This is a genomic window from Mesorhizobium sp. PL10, from assembly GCF_053714315.1.
In genome coordinates this window covers 37,275-54,445 of sequence record NZ_JBSKBR010000004.1, presented here as the reverse complement: position 1 = coordinate 54,445, position 17,171 = coordinate 37,275, and the positions used below count along the sequence as shown (strand labels likewise).

The following is a 17,171-nucleotide window of genomic DNA, read 5'->3' as shown; positions in this document are numbered from 1 at the left end:
GCGGAAGCAGAACGGCCCTGCGCTGCAGACGTTCCCGAAACAATGCCGAGAAGGCGCTTGCCGCTTTCCCGGCCTACGCCGCTGCGTCGACCGCTGCTTCCGACAAGAAAGTAAAGACATAGTCCGAGAAGGAACGCCAGCACTCGACCCGGAAGGCGTCGTCCGCGGTGCGCAGCAGCACGATCTCGCACTTGCCGAGAATGGTGCGCGATGCCGCACCCACAGGAAAAGCTTCCAGCGACAGGTCCTGCGGACAGCCGGCATTGATCGCCGCAGCTGCCGCCGCGCCGGTGACGGCGAAGGCGACGTTGCGGTGCGAAATGCCGACCGCCGAATGCAGCGCGGATACCTTGGCGCAGTCGACGAGTGAGTCTTTCCCAGCCTCGTCGATAAGAAGCCATTCGTCCGGCCCGAGCCACAGTGCCGTACGACCGGCCTTGGTCGCCGAGGTCTTCGGGCTCTTCGGCAAGGTCAGTCCGAGCGCCTTCGACAGCGCGGCGACGGAAGTCTCCGGTGCGCGCAGCGACATACGCTCCGCCGGCGGCAGCACCTCGACCTTGACGTTCTTCGCCGACACGTTGCGCCCGGCCTGCGCCGGACGGCGCTCGGCCGAAAGTACGGGTACGTTGGTTTTCGCAGCAGCCTTAGCCATTGAGGCGCCCTCCCGTCTCGTCGAAGAACACCATGCCGGTAACCTCCACTTCGATCACCCCGTCCGGCATCGGCACGTAGAGCGTCTCGCCCATCCGGGCGCGGCCGCCGGCGACCAGTGCCAGCGCAATCGAGCGGCCGCAATTTTGCGACCAGTAGCTGGAGGTCACGTGGCCGATCATCTTCATCGGGATCGCCTGCTTGGGATCGGCGACGATCTGTGCGCCTTCCTCAAGCACCACTTTGGGGTCCTTGGTCTTCAGGCCGACCAGCTGCTTGCGGCCCTTGGCGATAAGGTCGGGCCGTGTCAGGCCACGGATGCCGACGAAGTCGATCTTCTTCTTGCCAACCGCCCAGTCGAGCCCGGCATCGTTCGGCGTCACCGTGCCGTCGGTGTCCTGGCCAACGATGATGTAGCCCTTTTCGGCGCGCAGCACGTGCATGGCCTCGGTGCCATAGGCGGCAGCACCATGCTTCTGGCCTTCGGCCCACAGCGCTTCCCACACGGCCTGGCCGTAATCAGCCGGCACGTTGACTTCGAAGCCGCGCTCGCCGGTGAACGACATGCGAAACAGCCTTGTCGGCACGCCGCAGATCTTGCCTTCGCGCACCGACATATGCGGCAGCGCCTCATCCGACATGTCGATGCCTTCAACCAGCGGCGCGATGATGTCGCGCGACTTCGGCCCCTGCACGGCAATGACCGCCCACTGCTCGGTGATCGAGGTCAGCCAGACATTGAGGTGCGGGAATTCTGTCTGAAGGTAATCCTCCATGTGGTGCATGACGCGCGGCGCGCCGCCCGTCGTCGTCGTCACATGGAAGCGGTCCGGCGCCAGTCGGCCGACGACGCCGTCATCGTATATGAAACCGTCTTCGCGCAGCATGATGCCGTATCGGCAGCGGCCGGGCTCCAGCTTCTCCCACGGGTTGGTGTAGAGCAACTCCATGAACCTGGCCGCATCCGGCCCGACCACTTCGATCTTGCCCAGCGTCGAGGCATCGAACAGGCCGGCATTGGTGCGAACAGCGACGCATTCACGGTCGACCGCCGCGTGCATGTCCTCGCCGCCCTTGGGGAAATACCAGGCGCGCTTCCATTGGCCGACATCCTCGAACACCGCACCTTGCGCTTCGGCCCAAGGATGGATCGCGGTTTTGCGCGTCGGGTCGAACAGCGGCCCGCGCGCATGGCTGACGATCGCGCCGAAGGTCACCGGCGTATAGGGCGCGCGGAAGGTGGTCAGGCCGACTTCGGGGATCGGCTTGTCCAGCGTCTCGGCGGCAATTGCCAGGCCGTGCATGTTGGACGTCTTGCCCTGGTCGGTCGCCATGCCGTTGGTGGTGAAGCGCTTGACGTGCTCGATCGAGCGCATGCCTTCATGCACCGCCTGGCGGATGTCCTTGGCGGTGACGTCGTTCTGGAAATCGACGAAGGCCTTGACCGTCTTGTCCGGCCCGGCGCCGGGCGCTGCCCCCAGCATGCCCCGCGACCAGCTTTCCGAGGCATCGACCTTCGGCTTTGTGCCCTTGCCCGTCTTAACGCTGGAATCCTTCGCGCCGGCGTCTTTCGCCGCCTTGGCGCCAGCCGCATAGGCCTCGTCGACGCTCGCCGACAGACCGTCCGTGCCGTTGCAGGCGCCGACCGAGACGCAATCCTGCGCATAGGTGCCGGGCACGAAGCGCTTGGTCTCGTCGTTGAAGGCGACCTTGCCGCGCGACTGCGAGAACAGATGCACCGACGGCGTCCAGCCGGCCGACATCAGGATGGCGTCGACCGGAATGGTGCGCTCGCCGCCGCCATTCTTCGGCTGCACGGTCATCGAGGTCACGCGCAATTTGCCGCCGGCGCGGATCACCGCGCGGCCGAAATTGATCTCGATGCCGAGCGCCCTTGCCTCGTCGATCACCGGTCCGGTCGGGTTGTCGCGCAGATCGACGATCGCCGCCACATTGACGCCGGCCTTCTTTAGGTCGATCGCCGCCGAATAAGCCGAGTCGTTGGCAGTATAGACGCCGACATTCCTGCCGACCGCCACGCCATAATGGTTGAGGAAGATCCGTGCCGCCGAGGCAAGCATGATGCCGGGCCGGTCATTGTCGGCAAACACCATGTGGCGTTCGATGGAGCCTGTCGCGAGCACGACGCGCTTCGCACGCACCTGCCACAGCCGCTCGCGCGGCAAATCGTGGCCTGGGCTCTGCAGATGGTCGCTGACGCGCTCGACCAGGGCAACGAAATTCTGCGCGTAGTAGCCGAACGCCGTGGTGCGGGAGAGCACGCGGACATTGTCCATCGCCTTGAGCTTGGCCACCACGCCTTGCGCCCAGGCATAGCCGTCTTGGCCGTCGATCTTCGCACCGCTTTCGAACCGCAAACTGCCGCCGAAATCCGCCTGCTCGTCGGCGAGGATGACGCGCGCTCCTGTTTCGGCAGCGGCAAGCGCTGCCGAAACGCCGGCGGCACCGCCGCCCAGCACCAGCACGTCGCAATGCGCATAGCGCGACGAATAATGGTCGGGATCCGGCTTGTCGGGGGAAACGCCGAGGCCGGCCGCGGCGCGGATCTTCGGCTCATACAGGCTCTTCCAGGCTGCCTTCGGCCACATGAAGGTCTTGTAGTAGAAGCCCGCCGAAAACAGCGGCGAAGCCAGATCGTTGACCGCGCCGACGTCGAAGGCAAGCGAGGGCCAGCGGTTCTGCGATTGGGCATCGAGCCCGTCATAGAGCTCCTGCACCGTGGCGCGGATGTTCGGCGCCTTGCGCGCCGCGTCGCGCCTGACCTCGACCAGCGCATTGGGTTCTTCCGCGCCTGCCGACAGGAAGCCGCGCGGCCGGTGATATTTGAACGAACGGCCGACCAGATGCACGCCATTGGCCAGCAGCGCCGAAGCCAGCGTGTCGCCTTCGATGCCGGTATAGGACTGGCCGTCGAACGAGAACCGCGCGGTCTTGGCCTGGCTGAGCCGGCCCGCGCTCGGAATACGGAACGCGCCGCTCATTTGGATGCTCCCGGCAGCTTCGCAGGTTTCGGCTCACCGGCCTTGTAGGTCATGACGAACTTGTCGGTGACGGTGTCGCGCACCGCGTTGAAGAAGCGCGCGCAGCCGTGGATATGCCGCCAACGCTCATAGATCACGCCCTTGGGGTTCGAGCGGATGAAGAAGAACTTTTCGAAGTCGTCATCGCTCTCGCCCGCCATATTGGCCGAGCGCGCAATATGCGCCTCGCCGGCGTTGCGGAACTCGAGCTCCGGGCGCTCTTCCTCGCAATAGGGGCAGCGGATGAGAAGCATTTTCTTGTTCCCTAAAATTCGCTGTGGCCAAGTGGCGTTAAGGCCATCATCAGTGCGCCACCGCCGCCGCCGCCGCCTCATCGATGAGGCGGCCGGTGCGGAAGCGCTCGATGGTGAAGGGCGCGTTGATCGGATGCGGATCATCCTTGGCGATCGTGTGCGCAAAGACATGGCCCGATCCGGGCGTTGCCTTGAAGCCGCCCGTGCCCCAGCCGCAATTGACATAGAGGCCGGGCACCGGCGTCTTGGCCAGGATCGGCGAACGGTCGGGCGTGACGTCGACAATACCGCCCCACGAGCGCAGCATCTTCATGCGCGTGAAGATCGGGAACATCTCGCAGATGGCATCGAGCGTGTGCTGCAAAATGTGCAGGCCGCCGGTCTGCGAATAGGAAACATATTGGTCGGTGCCGGCGCCGATCACCAGCTCGCCCTTGTCGGATTGCGAGATGTAGGCGTGCACCGTGTTCGACATCACCACGCAAGGCACCACCGGCTTGACGGGCTCTGACACCAGCGCCTGCAGCGGATAGCTTTCCAGCGGCATGCGCACGCCGGCCATGTTCATGATGACCGAGGAATGGCCCGCAGCGACCACGCCGACCTTCTTGGCGCCGATGAAGCCGCGTGTCGTGTCGACGCCCATGACCGCGCCATTGGCCGCCCGCTTGACGCCCGTGACCTCGCAATTCTGGATGATGTGGACGCCGCGCGCCGAGGCCCCGCGCGCATAGCCCCAGGCGACCGCATCATGGCGCGCCGTGCCGCCGCGGCGCTGAAGTGCAGCGCCGACCACGGGATAGCGCGCCTCCCTGGAAATGTTGAGCGGCGGACAGAATTCCTTCGCCTGCTCCGGCGTCAGCCACTCATTGTCGATGCCGTTCAGCCTGTTGGCGTGGACATGGCGCTTCAGCACCTGGATGTCGTGCACATTATGCGCCAGCATCATGACGCCGCGCGCCGAATACATGACGTTGTAGTTGAGCTCCTGGGAGAGCCCGTCCCACAGTTTCAGCGCATGGTCATAGATGCCGGCGCTCTCGTCATAGAGATAGTTGGAGCGGATAATGGTGGTGTTGCGCCCCGTATTGCCGCCGCCGAGCCAGCCCTTTTCCAGCACCGCGACATTGGTGATGCCGTGCACGGTGGCGAGATAGTAGGCGGTGGCCAGGCCATGGCCACCGGCGCCGACGATGATGACGTCATATTCCTTCTTCGGCTCTGGCGAGGACCATTGTTCCTCCCAGCCCTTGTGGCCGCGCATGGCCTCGCGGGCGATGGCGAATACCGAATATTTTTTCAACGTTCCAGCCTCGCAAATGGCGGCAGGGTGTTCACTCAGCCCCGGCGCGCGAGGTGTATCACTAGCGAAACAGCGCTTCCACCCTTGCGCTGTTTGCGACGGCGCTTGCCGTTTTGCGCCGCGACATAAAGTGGATCAACACTGGCTACCAGTGCCGGCTTGGGTCACACTCCCATCGCCTGAGGATTCGGAGGACGATGGTTGGGCAACGCATGGTGGAACCTGACATTGCGCTTCCTGCTCGAGCTCGCCGCTCTGCTTGGCCTCGGCATGGCCGGCTGGAACCTGTCGGAGGGATGGTCGCGCTGGACCTTCGCCGTCGGGCTGCCGCTCATTGCGGCCGTGCTATGGGGGACTTTCGCGGTGCCCAATGACCCGAGCCGGTCGGGCCGCGCGCCGGTGCCTGTGCCGGGCGCTCTCAGGTTGGCGCTGGAGCTGGTCATCCTGTTCGGCGGCGGAGCCGGGTTCCATCTGGCCGGGTACACCACCACAAGCATCGTCGTCGTTGCGCTCATCGTCATCAGCTACGCCTTTTCGCTCGACCGTCTGGGATGGCTGCTGAAGCAGTAATCCCGGTCGAGCCTTCGCATGTATCGGGTGGCTCGCCCCTGTCTCGATTTGCGACCAAGCGTCCGATCGCTGGCAAAGCCGGCGCGAAGCAAAGGATGCAGATAATGTTCGCACTCGCCAACAAGGTCGCCATCGTCACCGGCGCCAGTTCCGGCATCGGCCGCGCCACGGCAAAGCTTTTTGCCGAGGAAGGCGCCAAGGTCGTTGTCGCGGCCCGCCGCCAGGCCGAGCTTGACGCGCTGGTCGCTGAAATCGAGGAGGCCGACGCCAGCGCAGTCGCGCTGGCCGGCGACGTCACCGACGAGGCCTATGCAAAAGCCCTTGTCGAGCTGGCCGTCGAGAAATTCGGCGGGCTCGATATCGCCTTCAATAATGTCGGCGCCGTCGGCACGATGGGTCCGATTTCAGAATTGTCGCTCGAGGGTTGGCGCGAGACGCTCGACGCCAATCTGACCAGCGCCTTTCTCGGCGCGAAGTATCAGGTGCCGGCTATGGTCGAGCACGGTGGCGGATCGCTGATATTCACCTCTACCTTCGTCGGCAACACCGTCGGAATGCCGGGCATGACCAGCTATGCCGCGAGCAAGGCCGGGCTGATCGGCCTGACGCAGGTGCTGGCCGCCGAATATGGGCCTAAATGCGTGCGGGTCAACGCGCTGATGCCAGGCGGCACCGACACGCCGTCGGCAACATTCAAGACGCCGGAATCGCGTAGTTTCGTCGAAAACCTGCATGCCTTGAAGCGCGTCGCAGAGCCTGAAGAGATCGCGCGCGCGGCGCTCTTCCTGGCGTCGGACGCGTCGAGCTTCACCACCGGCGCGGCGCTGTTTGCCGATGGCGGCATCTCGATCACCCGGACGTGAAGCATTTCGCGGTCATTGCCCGCATCGATCAGCATAGAGCGCGAAACCGGACTTGCTTTTTCCAAGCGATTTGGCGATTCGGTTTGGAGAGAGGACTTCGAGGACGGACATGCTGCTGATCAGGACCTATGTCACCCAGAGCGCAATCGAAGGCGTCGGCGTGTTCGCTGCCGAGCCGATCAGGAAGGGCGCCTCGATCTGGCGGCTCGATCCGGATTTTGACCGGCTGATCCCGATGGACAAATACGAGGCGGCACCGCCGCATCTCAGGGAATTGCTCGACCGCTACGCCTATCCGAGCCCGGACCGCCCCGGGTTCATGGTCTATGAGGTCGACAATGGCCGCTTCATGAATCACGCCGAACGGCCGAACACGGATTTTTCGCAATATGGCGGCGCCACCGCCACCCGCGATATATCAGCCGGCGAGGAAATCACCTGCGACTACGGCGAATTCTTCGAGGATTTCGCCCGGCTTCATCTGGCCGGCGCCTAGTTGGCGCCCTATCTCGGGGCGACCGTGGCAAATTGGCGGTCGTCCTTCATTTCGAGTGTGGACAGCGCGGCCTGATTCTGCTATCAGCCGCCACAATTCGTGGTGTAAATCGCCGCGGAGGCATGTGGCTATGGCCGCTTGCCTGTTGATATCAAACCCGAAAGACAGGATTGCCCGTGCAGGTACTCGTCCGCGACAACAACGTTGATCAGGCGCTTCGCGCTCTCAAGAAGAAGATGCAGCGCGAAGGCATTTTCCGCGAAATGAAGATGCGCGGCCATTACGAGAAGCCTTCCGAGAAGCGCGCCCGTGAAAAGGCCGAAGCCGTTCGCCGCGCCCGCAAGCTGGCCCGCAAGCGCGCCCAGCGCGAGGGCCTGCTGCCGATGACGCCGCGCCCGGTCGCTGCCGGCGCCGCCGGTGGTCCTGGTGGTGCTCCGCGCCCGCCGCGGTTCTGACGCCAATTTTTCGTCCTTTTCGAAGGATACCTTGAGGTGGCGCGATGCGGAATCGCCGCCACCTTTTTGTTTAGAGCGCCGCCCTTTTTGTTGGAGGGCGTTCCCTTGAACGCGCAAACGACGCTCTAGATTTTGTTACGACAATCTGTGACCCGGCCCGGAGGGGGACTGGACTGAGCGACGCGGCTGAAGTGAGGACAGGGCAGACATGAACGCAATCAGCGTAGAGCGCAGAACCACAATGCGCGGTTTCGCCCTGACGGCAGCCCTGATCTCCGGCCTGATGCTTGCCGGTTGCCAGAGCGTCCCGACAGGCGAGTTCAACAACATCGACAAGGCGCAAGGCTCGACCGAGAACATCTCCTCGCTGTCGGCGGTCATCCAGCGCAATCCGCAGGATCCGGAAGGCTACAATGTGCGCGGCTCGGCCTATGGCCGTGGCGGCCAGTACCAGGCGGCGCTGAAGGACTTCGACACCGCCATCCAGCTCAACCCGAATTTCTACCAGGCCTATTCGAACCGGGCGCTGATCCAGCGCTTCCTCGGCAACCAGGCCGCCGCCCTCGCCGACTACAACCGCTCGATCCAGATCAATGGCAATTATGACGCCGCCTATATCGGCCGCGGCAATCTCTATCGCAAGGCCGGCCAGACCCAGCAGGCCTTCAACGATTTCCAGAAGGCGATCCAGCTCGACACGACCGACGCCCGCGCCTACCACAATCGCGGCCTGATCTATCAGAGCCAGGGCCAGCACAAGTTTGCCATCGAGGACTTCTCGACTGCCATCTCGCTGGCGCCGGATGCCGCCGAACCCTACAACGGCCGCGGCCTGTCCTATCTCGCCATGAACGACGAGGACAACGCTTTCTCCGACTTCAACATGGCCATCAAGCTCGACGGCAAGAACGCCGAGGCCTGGTCCAATCAGGCGCTGATCTACGAGCGCCGCGGCGACAAGGTCAAGGCGTCGAAAGCCTATCGCGAAGCCGTCCATCTCGACCCGACCTACCAGCCGGCCAAGGACGGCCTGTCGCGCACGTCAGGCGCCACCGCCGGCTGATAACCCAGCCGGTTCGCCGCGCGCCGGCAACGTTTTATCCGACAGTGTTCCCTTCCTTGTGCAGGTCGCCGCAAGGGGGGCTGCGCAGCAGCAAAGACCCACTGGAAAGGCCCACTGGACAAGGCCTGGTCGGCGCCTGGGCGCCTGTGGCGCCACTGAGCTCTGGCCGACACGCCATCACCCAATCTTGACCACCGAGGGCAAAGCGTTAACCCTTGCCTTGATCGCGCCAAGTTTTCAGCGGAACGCTCCGGGCCATTCAACCGTTGTTGAAGGCAATTTCTGAAAGGACCGACCATGATCAAGAAAATCATCTGTGCTGCGGCACTCGCCGCCACCGCTCTTGCCACGCCCGTCAACGCCGGCACGCTCCGGCTGGGCACGCTGGATTGCACAATAGATGGCGGCGTCGGCTACATTGTCACGTCGAACAAGGGCGTCGCCTGCACATTCCGTCCCTATCATCATGGGCCGGCCGAGCAGTACACGGGGATGATTTCCAAGCTCGGCGTGGATGTCGGCCAGACCCATCAGGGTCAGCTGGTGTGGGCGGTTCTGGCCGCCACCCGCGGCCATGACGAGGGCGATCTTGCCGGCCATTATTACGGCGTCAATGCCGAGGCCAGCGTCGTGACCGGCGGCGGCGCCAACCTGCTGGTCGGCGGGCTGGACGGCGCCTTTGTGCTCGAGCCGCTCAGCGTGCAGGCACAGACCGGCGTCAACGTGGCTGTCGCCGTGACCTCGCTGGAGCTGATCCACTCGTTCAAGTAAGCATCGGCAAATAGGCATCGACTGATCCCTCTACGTGCGGCGCGGAACAGGATACTGTTTCGCGCCGCATGCTTTTTGGGGGAACCGCCGTGCTCAAGACGATCTTTGCCGCCGCCATCGTTGCCATTGCCTGGACGGGGCAGGCCCGGGCCCAGGATCAGGGCATCGAACTCGGCGTGCTCGAATGCGCCATCGGCGGTGGCACCGGCTTCATCTTCGGCTCCAGCAAGGATCTGAGCTGCACCTTCACGCCGGCCGACAAAAGCTTTTCGCCGGAAGCCTATTTCGGCGCCGTCAACAAATACGGGCTCGATATCGGCACCACCAAGCAGACGGTCATGCAGTGGCTGGTGCTGACGCCGCTGAAGAACATCTATGCGCCGGGTGCACTGGCCGGCGACTATGTCGGCGCCAGCGCCGAAGTGACGGCGGCGGTCGGCGCCGGCGCCAATCTCCTGGTCGGCGGCTCCTCGCAGGCCTTCACGCTGCAGCCGCTCAGCCTGCAGACGCAGACCGGCGTCAACATCGCCATCGGCGTCAGCCAGTTCCAGCTGCGCAGCACCGAGAATTGAGCAGCAGAAGGAGCCACCCGCCGCTTCGTGGCATCTCGACAAAAAAACCCGCTTGAACTCAACTGCACTTGAGGTTCTAGAAGCCTGCCCTGACTGAGACAACGCGCATGGCCCCGCCGGAAATCCCCACTGGCTTCTGGTGCCATGCGCCGGCATCGCGATATGCAAAGGCAGGGTAAAAAGAATGACTGAAATCACCGGCAACAAAGTCGACTGGCAGGCATTGTGGGCAAGCGGCGACCTCGCGCGCTTCTGCTTCATAAGCCTCGGCATCCTGCTGCACGCCACCAACGAAACGATGGTGGCGACGGTGATGCCGGCCATGGTCGGCGATATCGCCGGCGTGCAGTTCGTCGGATGGTCGCTGGCGGTCTATGAGCTCGGCGCCATCGTCGCCGGCGCTGCCGCAGGCCGCCTGGTCAGCTATGTCGCGCTCCGCTCCAACGTCACGGTCGCCGCTCTGCTCTATGCCGCGGGCGCGCTGGTCTGCGCCACTGCGCCATCCATGCCGGTGTTTCTTGCCGGCCGGCTGGTCGAGGGAGTGGGCGGCGGCGCGCTGGTGTCGCTGGCCTTCGTCTCGGTGGAACGGCTGTTTGACCGCAACATCTGGCCGCAGCTGTTCGGCATCATGTCGGCGATCTGGGGCGTTGCCGCCTTCAGCGGCCCAATGCTCGGCGCCATCATGGTCGAACTGTTGTCCTGGCGCTGGGCCTTCGGCGTCTTCGTGTTGGGCGGCATTGCTATGGCGCTGGCGAGCTTTATCTTCCTGAACACACCCGAAGCGACTAGGCCGCAAGCCGCTGCCGGCACCTCGCCGCCCTTCCCCTATGCCGCGCTTGGCTGTCTCGCCATCGCCGTCATTTTGATCGCCACCGCCGGCGTCGATGTCGCCTTGCTGCGCTCGTCGCTGCTGCTCATCCTCGGCCTCGCCGGCCTGGCGCTGTTCGTCTTCGTCGACGCCATGAAGCCGCGCTCGCGGCTGTTTCCCTCGCAGCTGTTTTCGTGGCGCTCTCCGGTCGGCAGCGGCATGACCGTGGTCGCCGCGTTTTCGGTGGCGACGGTCTCCTTCTCGATCTACGGGCCGCTGCTTCTGACCACGCTGCACGGCATCCCGATCCTGACCACCGGCTACATCATCGCCGCCGAATCGATCGCCTGGTCGGTCCTGTCGATTGTCGTCGCCAACGCGCCGCTGGAGCGTGAGCGGCAGATCATCGTCATCGGCGCGCTGATGATTGCATCCGGCCTCGTCGGTTTCGCCTGGTCGATCCCGTCGGGGTCGATCCCGCTGATCCTGGCCTGCGCGCTGCTGCAAGGCGGCGGCTTCGGCGTCACCTGGCCGTTCCTGACGCGGATCATCGTCGCCTCGGCCCGCGATGGCGAGCAGACAATTGCCTCGGCCGCCGTGCCGACCATGCAGCGCATCGGCTACGCCGTGGGCGCCGCCGTCGCCGGCATCATCGCCAATGCCAGCGGCTTCTCCGCGGGGCTCAACCGCGATGCCGCGGCCAGCGTCGCCGGCTGGCTGTTCCTCGCCTTCGTGCCGCTCGGCATTATCGGCTGCCTGGCGGCGTTGAGGATGGCTTTAACGGCAAGCCGGCCGCAATTGGCGACAGGCTGAAGCTATAGCTCGACGCTGGCCGGTCCGGACATGCGCCTGACCGGCCACCCTCTCAAAGCGACGGAAGCACGCTGCGTATATGATTGGCGAACGCCTCCACCGCCGGGGATCGCTCCGTGTCGGCAAAGGCGATGAGAATGCCAAGACGCGGCAACGGAGGCAGCGGCAGAATATGCAGGTCGGATGGCACCGCCTCCTGTGCCATGACGCTGATCGCCAGGCCCGACCGCGCCACCGCGATCAAACCCGCAAGGCTGTTGCTGGCGTAGGCGATCTTGTAGCGCAGCCCGGCGCTGGCCATGGCTTCGCAAGCCGCCTTGTGGTCGACGGCATTCGACGCCGATAGAGCCAGCGGCACGGTGTCGCCAAAATCGTAGAGGTCGAGCGCCGGTTTGCTGCCGACCCAGACCAGCCGTTCCGTGCGCACCACGCCTTGTGCGTCGTCTGCATCCGAAACCAGCGCGAGATCGACCTGGCGCCCGTTGAGAAGCGCCCGCAATTCGACCGTCGGTGCCGAGACGACCTTGATCTCCACATCGGGATACATCGTCCCAAAACTCTTCAGCAGCGCCGGAAAGAACGCGCTGAGATAATCCTCCGGGCTGCCGAAAATGATCGAGCCGTGCGGGCCCTTGTCGGACAGCGCCGAGATCGCTTCGTCATGGATTTTGAGAATGCGCTCGGCATAGGCGAGGAACCGCTCGCCGCTGCCGGTGAGCCGAACGCCGCTGCCGCTGCGATGAAACAGGTTTTGGCCCAGCGCCTCCTCGAGCCTCTGTATCTGCATGGTAACGGCCGACTGCGTGCGCCCAACTTGCATCGCTACCGCGCTCAGCGTTCCCGAATGCGCCGCACGCACGAAGGTCGCCAGCAGCTTGAGATCGAGTGGTGCCTGCATATCAATTCCATTGATATCGGAATCCGACCACTATCAATTTTACTGCATCCCTGCCATCGGCTATTTTTCCCCTGATCGGTTTGGTGGAGCAGCGGCATGTCGAAAAACTTGGATCGCGAATTCTGGACGGCGGCGCAGAAGCATTTGATACGCTATGGCGGCAGCTTCGAGCCCGCCATCATCGAGCGCCGCGGGCTCCTTCGTCTACGATGCGGATGACAGGCCGATTCTGGACTTCACCTCCGGGCAGATGAGCGCGCTGCTCGGCCATTCTCATCCCAGGATCGTTTCGACCGTCAGCCGCCAGGTCGAAAAGGTCGCGCATCTCTTCAGCGGCATGCTCTCGCGTCCCGTGGTCGAGCTCGCTGAACGCCTTGCGGCGCTGGCGCCGGGGCTCGACCGGGTAATGCTGCTCTCGACGGGCGCCGAATCCAATGAAGCCGCGATCCGCATGGCCAAACTGGTGACCGGCAAGCACGAGGTTGTTGCCTTCTTGAAGAGTTGGCACGGCATGACGGGTGCTGCGGCGTCAGCGACCTACAGCGCCGGCCGCAAGGGCTACGGACCGGCAACGGTCGGGTCGCTCGCCATCCCGGCCCCCAACAGTTTCCGGCCGCGCTTCAAGCACGCCGACGGCTCGCTGGACTGGCTGACGGAACTCGACGATGCCTTCGATCTCATCGACAGCCAGTCGACGGGGAACCTGGCGGCTTTTGTCGCCGAGCCGATCCTGTCGAGCGGCGGCATATTGGAACTGCCGTTGGGGTATCTGGCGGCGCTCAAACAGAAGTGCCGCGAGCGCGGCATGCTGCTCATCCTCGACGAAGCACAGACCGGCATTGGCCGCACCGGCGACATGTTCGCCTTCCAGAGGGACGGCGTCACCCCGGATATCCTGACCCTGTCGAAAACCATCGGTGCCGGCCTGCCGCTATCGGCCGTCATGACGACAGCCGACATCGAAGACGCCGCGCACGAAAGAGGTTTTCTGTTCTACACCACCCATGTCTCCGACCCGCTGCCGGCGGCCGTCGGCCTCGCCGTGCTCGATGTGGTGGAAGAAGAAAAACTGGTCGACCGCGCCCGGCATATGGGTATGCGATTGTTCGACGGCTTGTTGCGGCTGAAGCAGCGCTATGAATGTGTCGGCGACGTGCGCGGGCGTGGCCTTCTGCTTGGCGTCGAGATCGTCAAGGACGGCAAGCAGCCCGATCACCAGTTCGGCGCCTCGATTGCAGCGGAAGCGTTCCGGCGCGGCCTCAGCATGAACATCGTCAAGCTTCCCGGCATGGGCGGCGTCTTCCGCATCGCGCCGCCGCTCACCATCTCCGAACCAGAGCTGGATCTCGGCCTGCGGATCATTTCGGAGTCGATTGAAGCCTCGCTCGCCGCGAGCGCAAGCGCACCAGGCATCGCAGCGGAGTAAGGCCGGCGGCCGGGTGGCCGCCTCAGACCACGACGGTCTTCAGCCGCTCGGCGATGAGCGCGGCGAGCCGCGCCGCCACCTCGTCTTTGGTCATTTCAGGCCATTCCTCGACACCGGTTTTCGAAACGATCCGCACCTTGTTGCGGTCGCCGCCCATCACGCCCGAAGGGCCGACCCCGCTTTCATGCGAGACGTCGTTGGCGACGATGAGATCGGCGCCCTTCTTCTTCAGCTTGGCCTCGGCATTGGCAATCAAATCCTGCGTCTCGGCGGCGAAGCCGACGACCAGCCCCGGCCGTTGCTTGTGATGGCCGACGCCGGCCAGAATATCGGGGTTTTCCACCATCTGCAGCGCGGGCGGCCCCTCGCCCGCCACCTTCTTGATCTTCTCGTCGGCGGCGCTGGCGCTGCGCCAGTCCGCGACCGCCGCGACGAAGACCGCGGCGTCCGCCGGCAAAAGCTGCTCGACCGCGTCTTTCATCTCAGCCGCCGTTTCGACATGCACCGTGGCGACGCCGGCCGGATCGGCAATGCTGACCGGACCGGAGACCAGGCGCACATCAGCGTCCAGCCTCGCCAGTGCCGCCGCAATCGCGTGGCCCTGCTTGCCCGACGAGCGGTTGGCGATGTAGCGCACCGGATCGATCGGCTCATGCGTCGGCCCGGAGGTGACGATGATCCGGCGACCGGCCAGCGGCTTGGGCTTGCTGTCGAGCATTGCCTCGATCGCGGCGACGATCTCCAGCGGCTCGGCCATGCGGCCTTCGCCTGCCTCGTTGCTTTCCGCCATCTCGCCCTTGGCCGGGCCGACAAAGGCGATACCGTCCTTGCCAAGCGTCGCCCGGTTGCGGCGGGTCGCGGCATGCGACCACATTTTCGGGTTCATCGCCGGCGCCATCAGCACCTTCTTGTCGGTGGCGAGCAGCACGGTCGATGCCAGATCGTTAGCATGACCATTGGCAAGTTTGGCCATCAGATCGGCGGTGGCCGGCGCGACCACCAAAAGGTCGGCCTCGCGCGACAGCCTGATATGGCCGACATCATGCTCGTCATTGCGGTCGAACAGTTCGGTAAAGACATGGTCGGCCGACAGCGCGCCGACCGATAGCGTGGTAACGAATTCCTGCGCCGCTGACGTCATTACCACGCGCACCGCCGCGCCGCGCTCGCGCAGCCGGCGGATCAGATCGAGCGCCTTGTAGGCGGCGATGCCACCACCGATGATCAGCAGGATGCGCTTGCCGGAAAGGCCGCCCCGCGCCGCGACCTTGCTGGCCGCAGCAGCAGTCGGCGCTATCGGGCTGCGTGCGTTCGCCAGTTCGCGCAGCGTCTGTTCGATCTGGTCGATGCGGCCGGAAGGGCCAAGCTGGCCCTCGACCGCTTCACGGATCATCACCCGCGCCTGCTCTTCCATCGAGCGGTCATTCTCCGCCGCAAGCTGCCGCAGCAGGTCCTTGACCTCGTCGTCAAGGTTGCGAATGGTGATGCTGGCCATATGATTGCACTCCGAGCGACCGATGCGCTTGCAACGATAGCAATGCAATCATTTCAGGGCAAGCTGTTCCGCCTAGGCGCTAGAAAATCCGCCAAGCGATATAGACCAGTGTCAGCGCGATCACCCACAACGCCAGCCTTCCGGAGCGTGTGTAACGAGCTTCGGCCTTGCCGATGGCGCGCGATGTCGCCTCGTCGAAGCGCAGGCCGTGTTCGGCCATCAGGTCGATCTCGCGCGACAGCCGATCGGTGCGGGCGGCAAGGTCCGGCGCCTGGCGGGCGAGCGCCAGCAGGGCCTTGGCGCCGTCGCGCGCATCCATGAGAAGGCCGCTCGGGCCGAGATTGCCGGCGATCCAGCCGCCGACCACCGGCTCGGCCGTCTTCCACATGTTGAAGGCCGGGTCGAGCGTGCGCGCCACGCCCTCGACCACCACCATGGTCTTCTGCAGCAGGATCAGTTCCGGCCGCGTCGCCATGTCGAAAAGTTCGGTGACCTCGAAAAGCAGCGTTAAAAGCTTGGCCATCGAGATCGTCTCGGCCGGCTGGCCATGGATCGGCTCGCCAATGGCGCGGATCGCCTGGGCGAATGCCGCGACATTGTGCTGGCGCGGCACATAGCCGGCCTCGAAATGCACTTCGGCGACGCGCAGATAGTCGCGGGTGATGAAGCCATAGAGGATTTCGGCGAGGAACCGGCGCTCCTTCTTGCCGAGCCGCCCGGCAATGCCGAGATCGACGGCGACGATATCGCCATTGGCCTCGACGAACAGATTGCCCGGATGCATGTCGGCATGGAAGAAGCCGTCGCGCAGCGTGTGGCGCAGGAACGACTGGATCAGGTTGGTGGCGATCGCCTTGAGATCGTGGCCCGCCGCCGCGAGGCCGGCCAGGTCGTTCATCTTGATGCCGTCGACCCATTCCATGGTCAGCACGTCGCGGCCGGTGCGCTCCCAGTCGACCGACGGCACGCGGAAGCCCGGATCATCCTTGGTGTTCTCGCCGAGTTCCGAGAGCGCTGCCGCCTCTAGTCTGAGATCCATCTCGACTTTGGTGGTCTGCGCCAGGGTCTCCGTCACCTCGACCGGCCGCAGCCGGCGCGATGAGGGGATGTATTTCTCCTGCAGCCGGGCGGCGAGGAAATAGCTTTCGAGATCCTGGAAGAAGCGGCGGCGCACGCCCGGCCGGATCACCTTCACCGCCACCTTGGTGGCCGTGCCATCGTGGATGGCTACTGCCGGGTGAACTTGGGCGATGGAGGCCGCCGCGACCGGATCGCCGAGCTCGTTGTAGAGCTCGCCGATCCTGCGCCCGAGCGAGCCCTCGATCGCCGCCACGGCCTCAGCCTGCGGGAAGGTGTGCATCTTGTCCTGCAGCATGGCAAGGTCGAGCGCCATGTCGTTGCCGACGACGTCGGGCCGAGTCGCCAGGAACTGGCCGAGCTTGACATAGGAGGGCCCAAGCCGGACCACAGCCTTGGCCAGCCGGTCGCTTCGTTGATAGGCGAGCGCGCGGCGGCGGGTGAGCAGCCTGGCCATGCGCCAGCCGAATTTCGGCAGGCCGGCGAGTTCGTCGCCCGGAAGTGCGGCGATCACGCCTTCACGGACCAGCACCCAGCCGGCCCGTACGAGCCGAAAGGCGGCGCCGACGCTGCTCATGACCCGACCCGATGCAAAGCGTCTTGCTTCAAGCTTGC

General features: G+C 64.6%; 15 protein-coding genes and 1 pseudogene. 9 read left to right on the top strand and 7 right to left on the bottom strand.

The genetic code is table 11. From position 1 onward, the window contains the following. Positions 1-73: 73 nt before the first annotated feature. From ACWGTO_RS08650 to ACWGTO_RS08635, 4 genes are read right to left on the bottom strand one after another with little or no spacing between them, the layout of a single operon-like run. A complete protein-coding gene (locus ACWGTO_RS08650; RefSeq protein WP_454574445.1) occupies positions 74-652 on the bottom strand; it encodes a sarcosine oxidase subunit gamma in 579 nt (192 codons plus the stop codon). After that, positions 645-3,653 (bottom strand): sarcosine oxidase subunit alpha, encoded by a 3,009-nt coding sequence (locus tag ACWGTO_RS08645; protein ID WP_454574444.1) that lies wholly within the window; start codon positions 3,651-3,653, stop codon positions 645-647. Before ACWGTO_RS08645 ends, ACWGTO_RS08650 begins: the two co-directional genes overlap by 8 nt. After that, the gene (locus ACWGTO_RS08640) at positions 3,650-3,946 is read right to left on the bottom strand and encodes a sarcosine oxidase subunit delta (protein ID WP_454574443.1); all 297 of its coding nucleotides are present in this window, start codon (positions 3,944-3,946) and stop codon (positions 3,650-3,652) included. Before ACWGTO_RS08640 ends, ACWGTO_RS08645 begins: the two co-directional genes overlap by 4 nt. Positions 3,947-3,995: 49 nt before the next feature. Further along, entirely contained in the window at positions 3,996-5,249 is a 1,254-nt protein-coding gene (locus ACWGTO_RS08635) for a sarcosine oxidase subunit beta (protein WP_454574442.1), read from the bottom strand. 201 nt (positions 5,250-5,450) lie between these two features. Between ACWGTO_RS08635 and ACWGTO_RS08630 the strand changes: the two genes are divergently transcribed. The 8 genes from ACWGTO_RS08630 (at position 5,451) to ACWGTO_RS08595 (ending at position 11,660) form a co-directional block, all read left to right on the top strand. Beyond that, positions 5,451-5,819 (top strand): YrdB family protein, encoded by a 369-nt coding sequence (locus ACWGTO_RS08630; protein WP_454574441.1) that lies wholly within the window; start codon positions 5,451-5,453, stop codon positions 5,817-5,819. A gap of 104 nt (positions 5,820-5,923) precedes the next feature. Beyond that, positions 5,924-6,682: an SDR family oxidoreductase gene (locus ACWGTO_RS08625; RefSeq protein WP_454574440.1), complete on the top strand. Its 759-nt coding sequence runs from the start codon at positions 5,924-5,926 to the stop codon at positions 6,680-6,682. A gap of 109 nt (positions 6,683-6,791) precedes the next feature. Then, complete coding sequence (locus ACWGTO_RS08620) at positions 6,792-7,178, top strand: SET domain-containing protein (RefSeq protein WP_454574439.1); 387 nt, start codon at positions 6,792-6,794, stop codon at positions 7,176-7,178. 176 nt (positions 7,179-7,354) lie between these two features. Beyond that, positions 7,355-7,633 carry a 30S ribosomal protein S21 gene (gene rpsU / locus ACWGTO_RS08615; protein WP_023671138.1) on the top strand — a complete coding sequence of 93 codons (279 nt, stop codon included), beginning with the start codon at positions 7,355-7,357 and terminating at the stop codon, positions 7,631-7,633. A 208-nt stretch (positions 7,634-7,841) separates the two neighbouring features. Then, positions 7,842-8,696: a tetratricopeptide repeat protein gene (locus ACWGTO_RS08610; protein ID WP_454574438.1), complete on the top strand. Its 855-nt coding sequence runs from the start codon at positions 7,842-7,844 to the stop codon at positions 8,694-8,696. A 297-nt stretch (positions 8,697-8,993) separates the two neighbouring features. Continuing rightward, positions 8,994-9,467 (top strand): DUF992 domain-containing protein, encoded by a 474-nt coding sequence (locus tag ACWGTO_RS08605; protein ID WP_454574437.1) that lies wholly within the window; start codon positions 8,994-8,996, stop codon positions 9,465-9,467. A gap of 68 nt (positions 9,468-9,535) precedes the next feature. After that, positions 9,536-10,039, top strand: a complete 504-nt coding sequence (locus ACWGTO_RS08600; RefSeq protein WP_454574436.1) for a DUF992 domain-containing protein — start codon at positions 9,536-9,538, stop codon at positions 10,037-10,039. A gap of 184 nt (positions 10,040-10,223) precedes the next feature. Next, positions 10,224-11,660: an MFS transporter gene (locus ACWGTO_RS08595; protein WP_454574435.1), complete on the top strand. Its 1,437-nt coding sequence runs from the start codon at positions 10,224-10,226 to the stop codon at positions 11,658-11,660. A gap of 52 nt (positions 11,661-11,712) precedes the next feature. Here ACWGTO_RS08595 and ACWGTO_RS08590 read toward each other — a convergent pair whose 3' ends face one another. Further along, positions 11,713-12,558, bottom strand: a complete 846-nt coding sequence (locus ACWGTO_RS08590) for a LysR family transcriptional regulator (protein ID WP_454574434.1) — start codon at positions 12,556-12,558, stop codon at positions 11,713-11,715. 96 nt (positions 12,559-12,654) lie between these two features. Here ACWGTO_RS08590 and ACWGTO_RS08585 point away from each other — a divergent pair. After that, a pseudogene (locus ACWGTO_RS08585) lies at positions 12,655-13,984 on the top strand (aspartate aminotransferase family protein). A 22-nt stretch (positions 13,985-14,006) separates the two neighbouring features. On the opposite strand, the gene coaBC reads toward ACWGTO_RS08585, so the two are convergent. Beyond that, positions 14,007-15,479: a bifunctional phosphopantothenoylcysteine decarboxylase/phosphopantothenate--cysteine ligase CoaBC gene (gene coaBC, locus ACWGTO_RS08580; RefSeq protein WP_454574433.1), complete on the bottom strand. Its 1,473-nt coding sequence runs from the start codon at positions 15,477-15,479 to the stop codon at positions 14,007-14,009. 79 nt (positions 15,480-15,558) lie between these two features. After that, positions 15,559-17,133 carry a 2-polyprenylphenol 6-hydroxylase gene (ubiB, locus tag ACWGTO_RS08575; RefSeq protein WP_454574432.1) on the bottom strand — a complete coding sequence of 525 codons (1,575 nt, stop codon included), beginning with the start codon at positions 17,131-17,133 and terminating at the stop codon, positions 15,559-15,561. Positions 17,134-17,171: the final 38 nt, after the last annotated feature.

Bases quoted from the DNA above. Each gene is read 5' to 3' on its own strand.
- ACWGTO_RS08625 (WP_454574440.1), top strand. From the start codon at position 5,924: ATGTTCGCACTCGCCAACAAGGTCGCCATCGTCACCGGCGCCAGTTCC.
- ACWGTO_RS08590 (WP_454574434.1), bottom strand. From the start codon at position 12,558: ATGCAGGCACCACTCGATCTCAAGCTGCTGGCGACCTTCGTGCGTGCG.
- ACWGTO_RS08640 (WP_454574443.1), bottom strand. From the start codon at position 3,946: ATGCTTCTCATCCGCTGCCCCTATTGCGAGGAAGAGCGCCCGGAGCTC.
- ACWGTO_RS08620 (WP_454574439.1), top strand. From the start codon at position 6,792: ATGCTGCTGATCAGGACCTATGTCACCCAGAGCGCAATCGAAGGCGTC.
- ACWGTO_RS08600 (WP_454574436.1), top strand. From the start codon at position 9,536: ATGCTTTTTGGGGGAACCGCCGTGCTCAAGACGATCTTTGCCGCCGCC.
- ACWGTO_RS08645 (WP_454574444.1), bottom strand. From the start codon at position 3,653: ATGAGCGGCGCGTTCCGTATTCCGAGCGCGGGCCGGCTCAGCCAGGCC.
- coaBC (WP_454574433.1), bottom strand. From the start codon at position 15,479: ATGGCCAGCATCACCATTCGCAACCTTGACGACGAGGTCAAGGACCTG.
- ubiB (WP_454574432.1), bottom strand. From the start codon at position 17,133: ATGAGCAGCGTCGGCGCCGCCTTTCGGCTCGTACGGGCCGGCTGGGTG.
- ACWGTO_RS08595 (WP_454574435.1), top strand. From the start codon at position 10,224: ATGACTGAAATCACCGGCAACAAAGTCGACTGGCAGGCATTGTGGGCA.
- ACWGTO_RS08605 (WP_454574437.1), top strand. From the start codon at position 8,994: ATGATCAAGAAAATCATCTGTGCTGCGGCACTCGCCGCCACCGCTCTT.
- ACWGTO_RS08650 (WP_454574445.1), bottom strand. From the start codon at position 652: ATGGCTAAGGCTGCTGCGAAAACCAACGTACCCGTACTTTCGGCCGAG.
- ACWGTO_RS08610 (WP_454574438.1), top strand. From the start codon at position 7,842: ATGAACGCAATCAGCGTAGAGCGCAGAACCACAATGCGCGGTTTCGCC.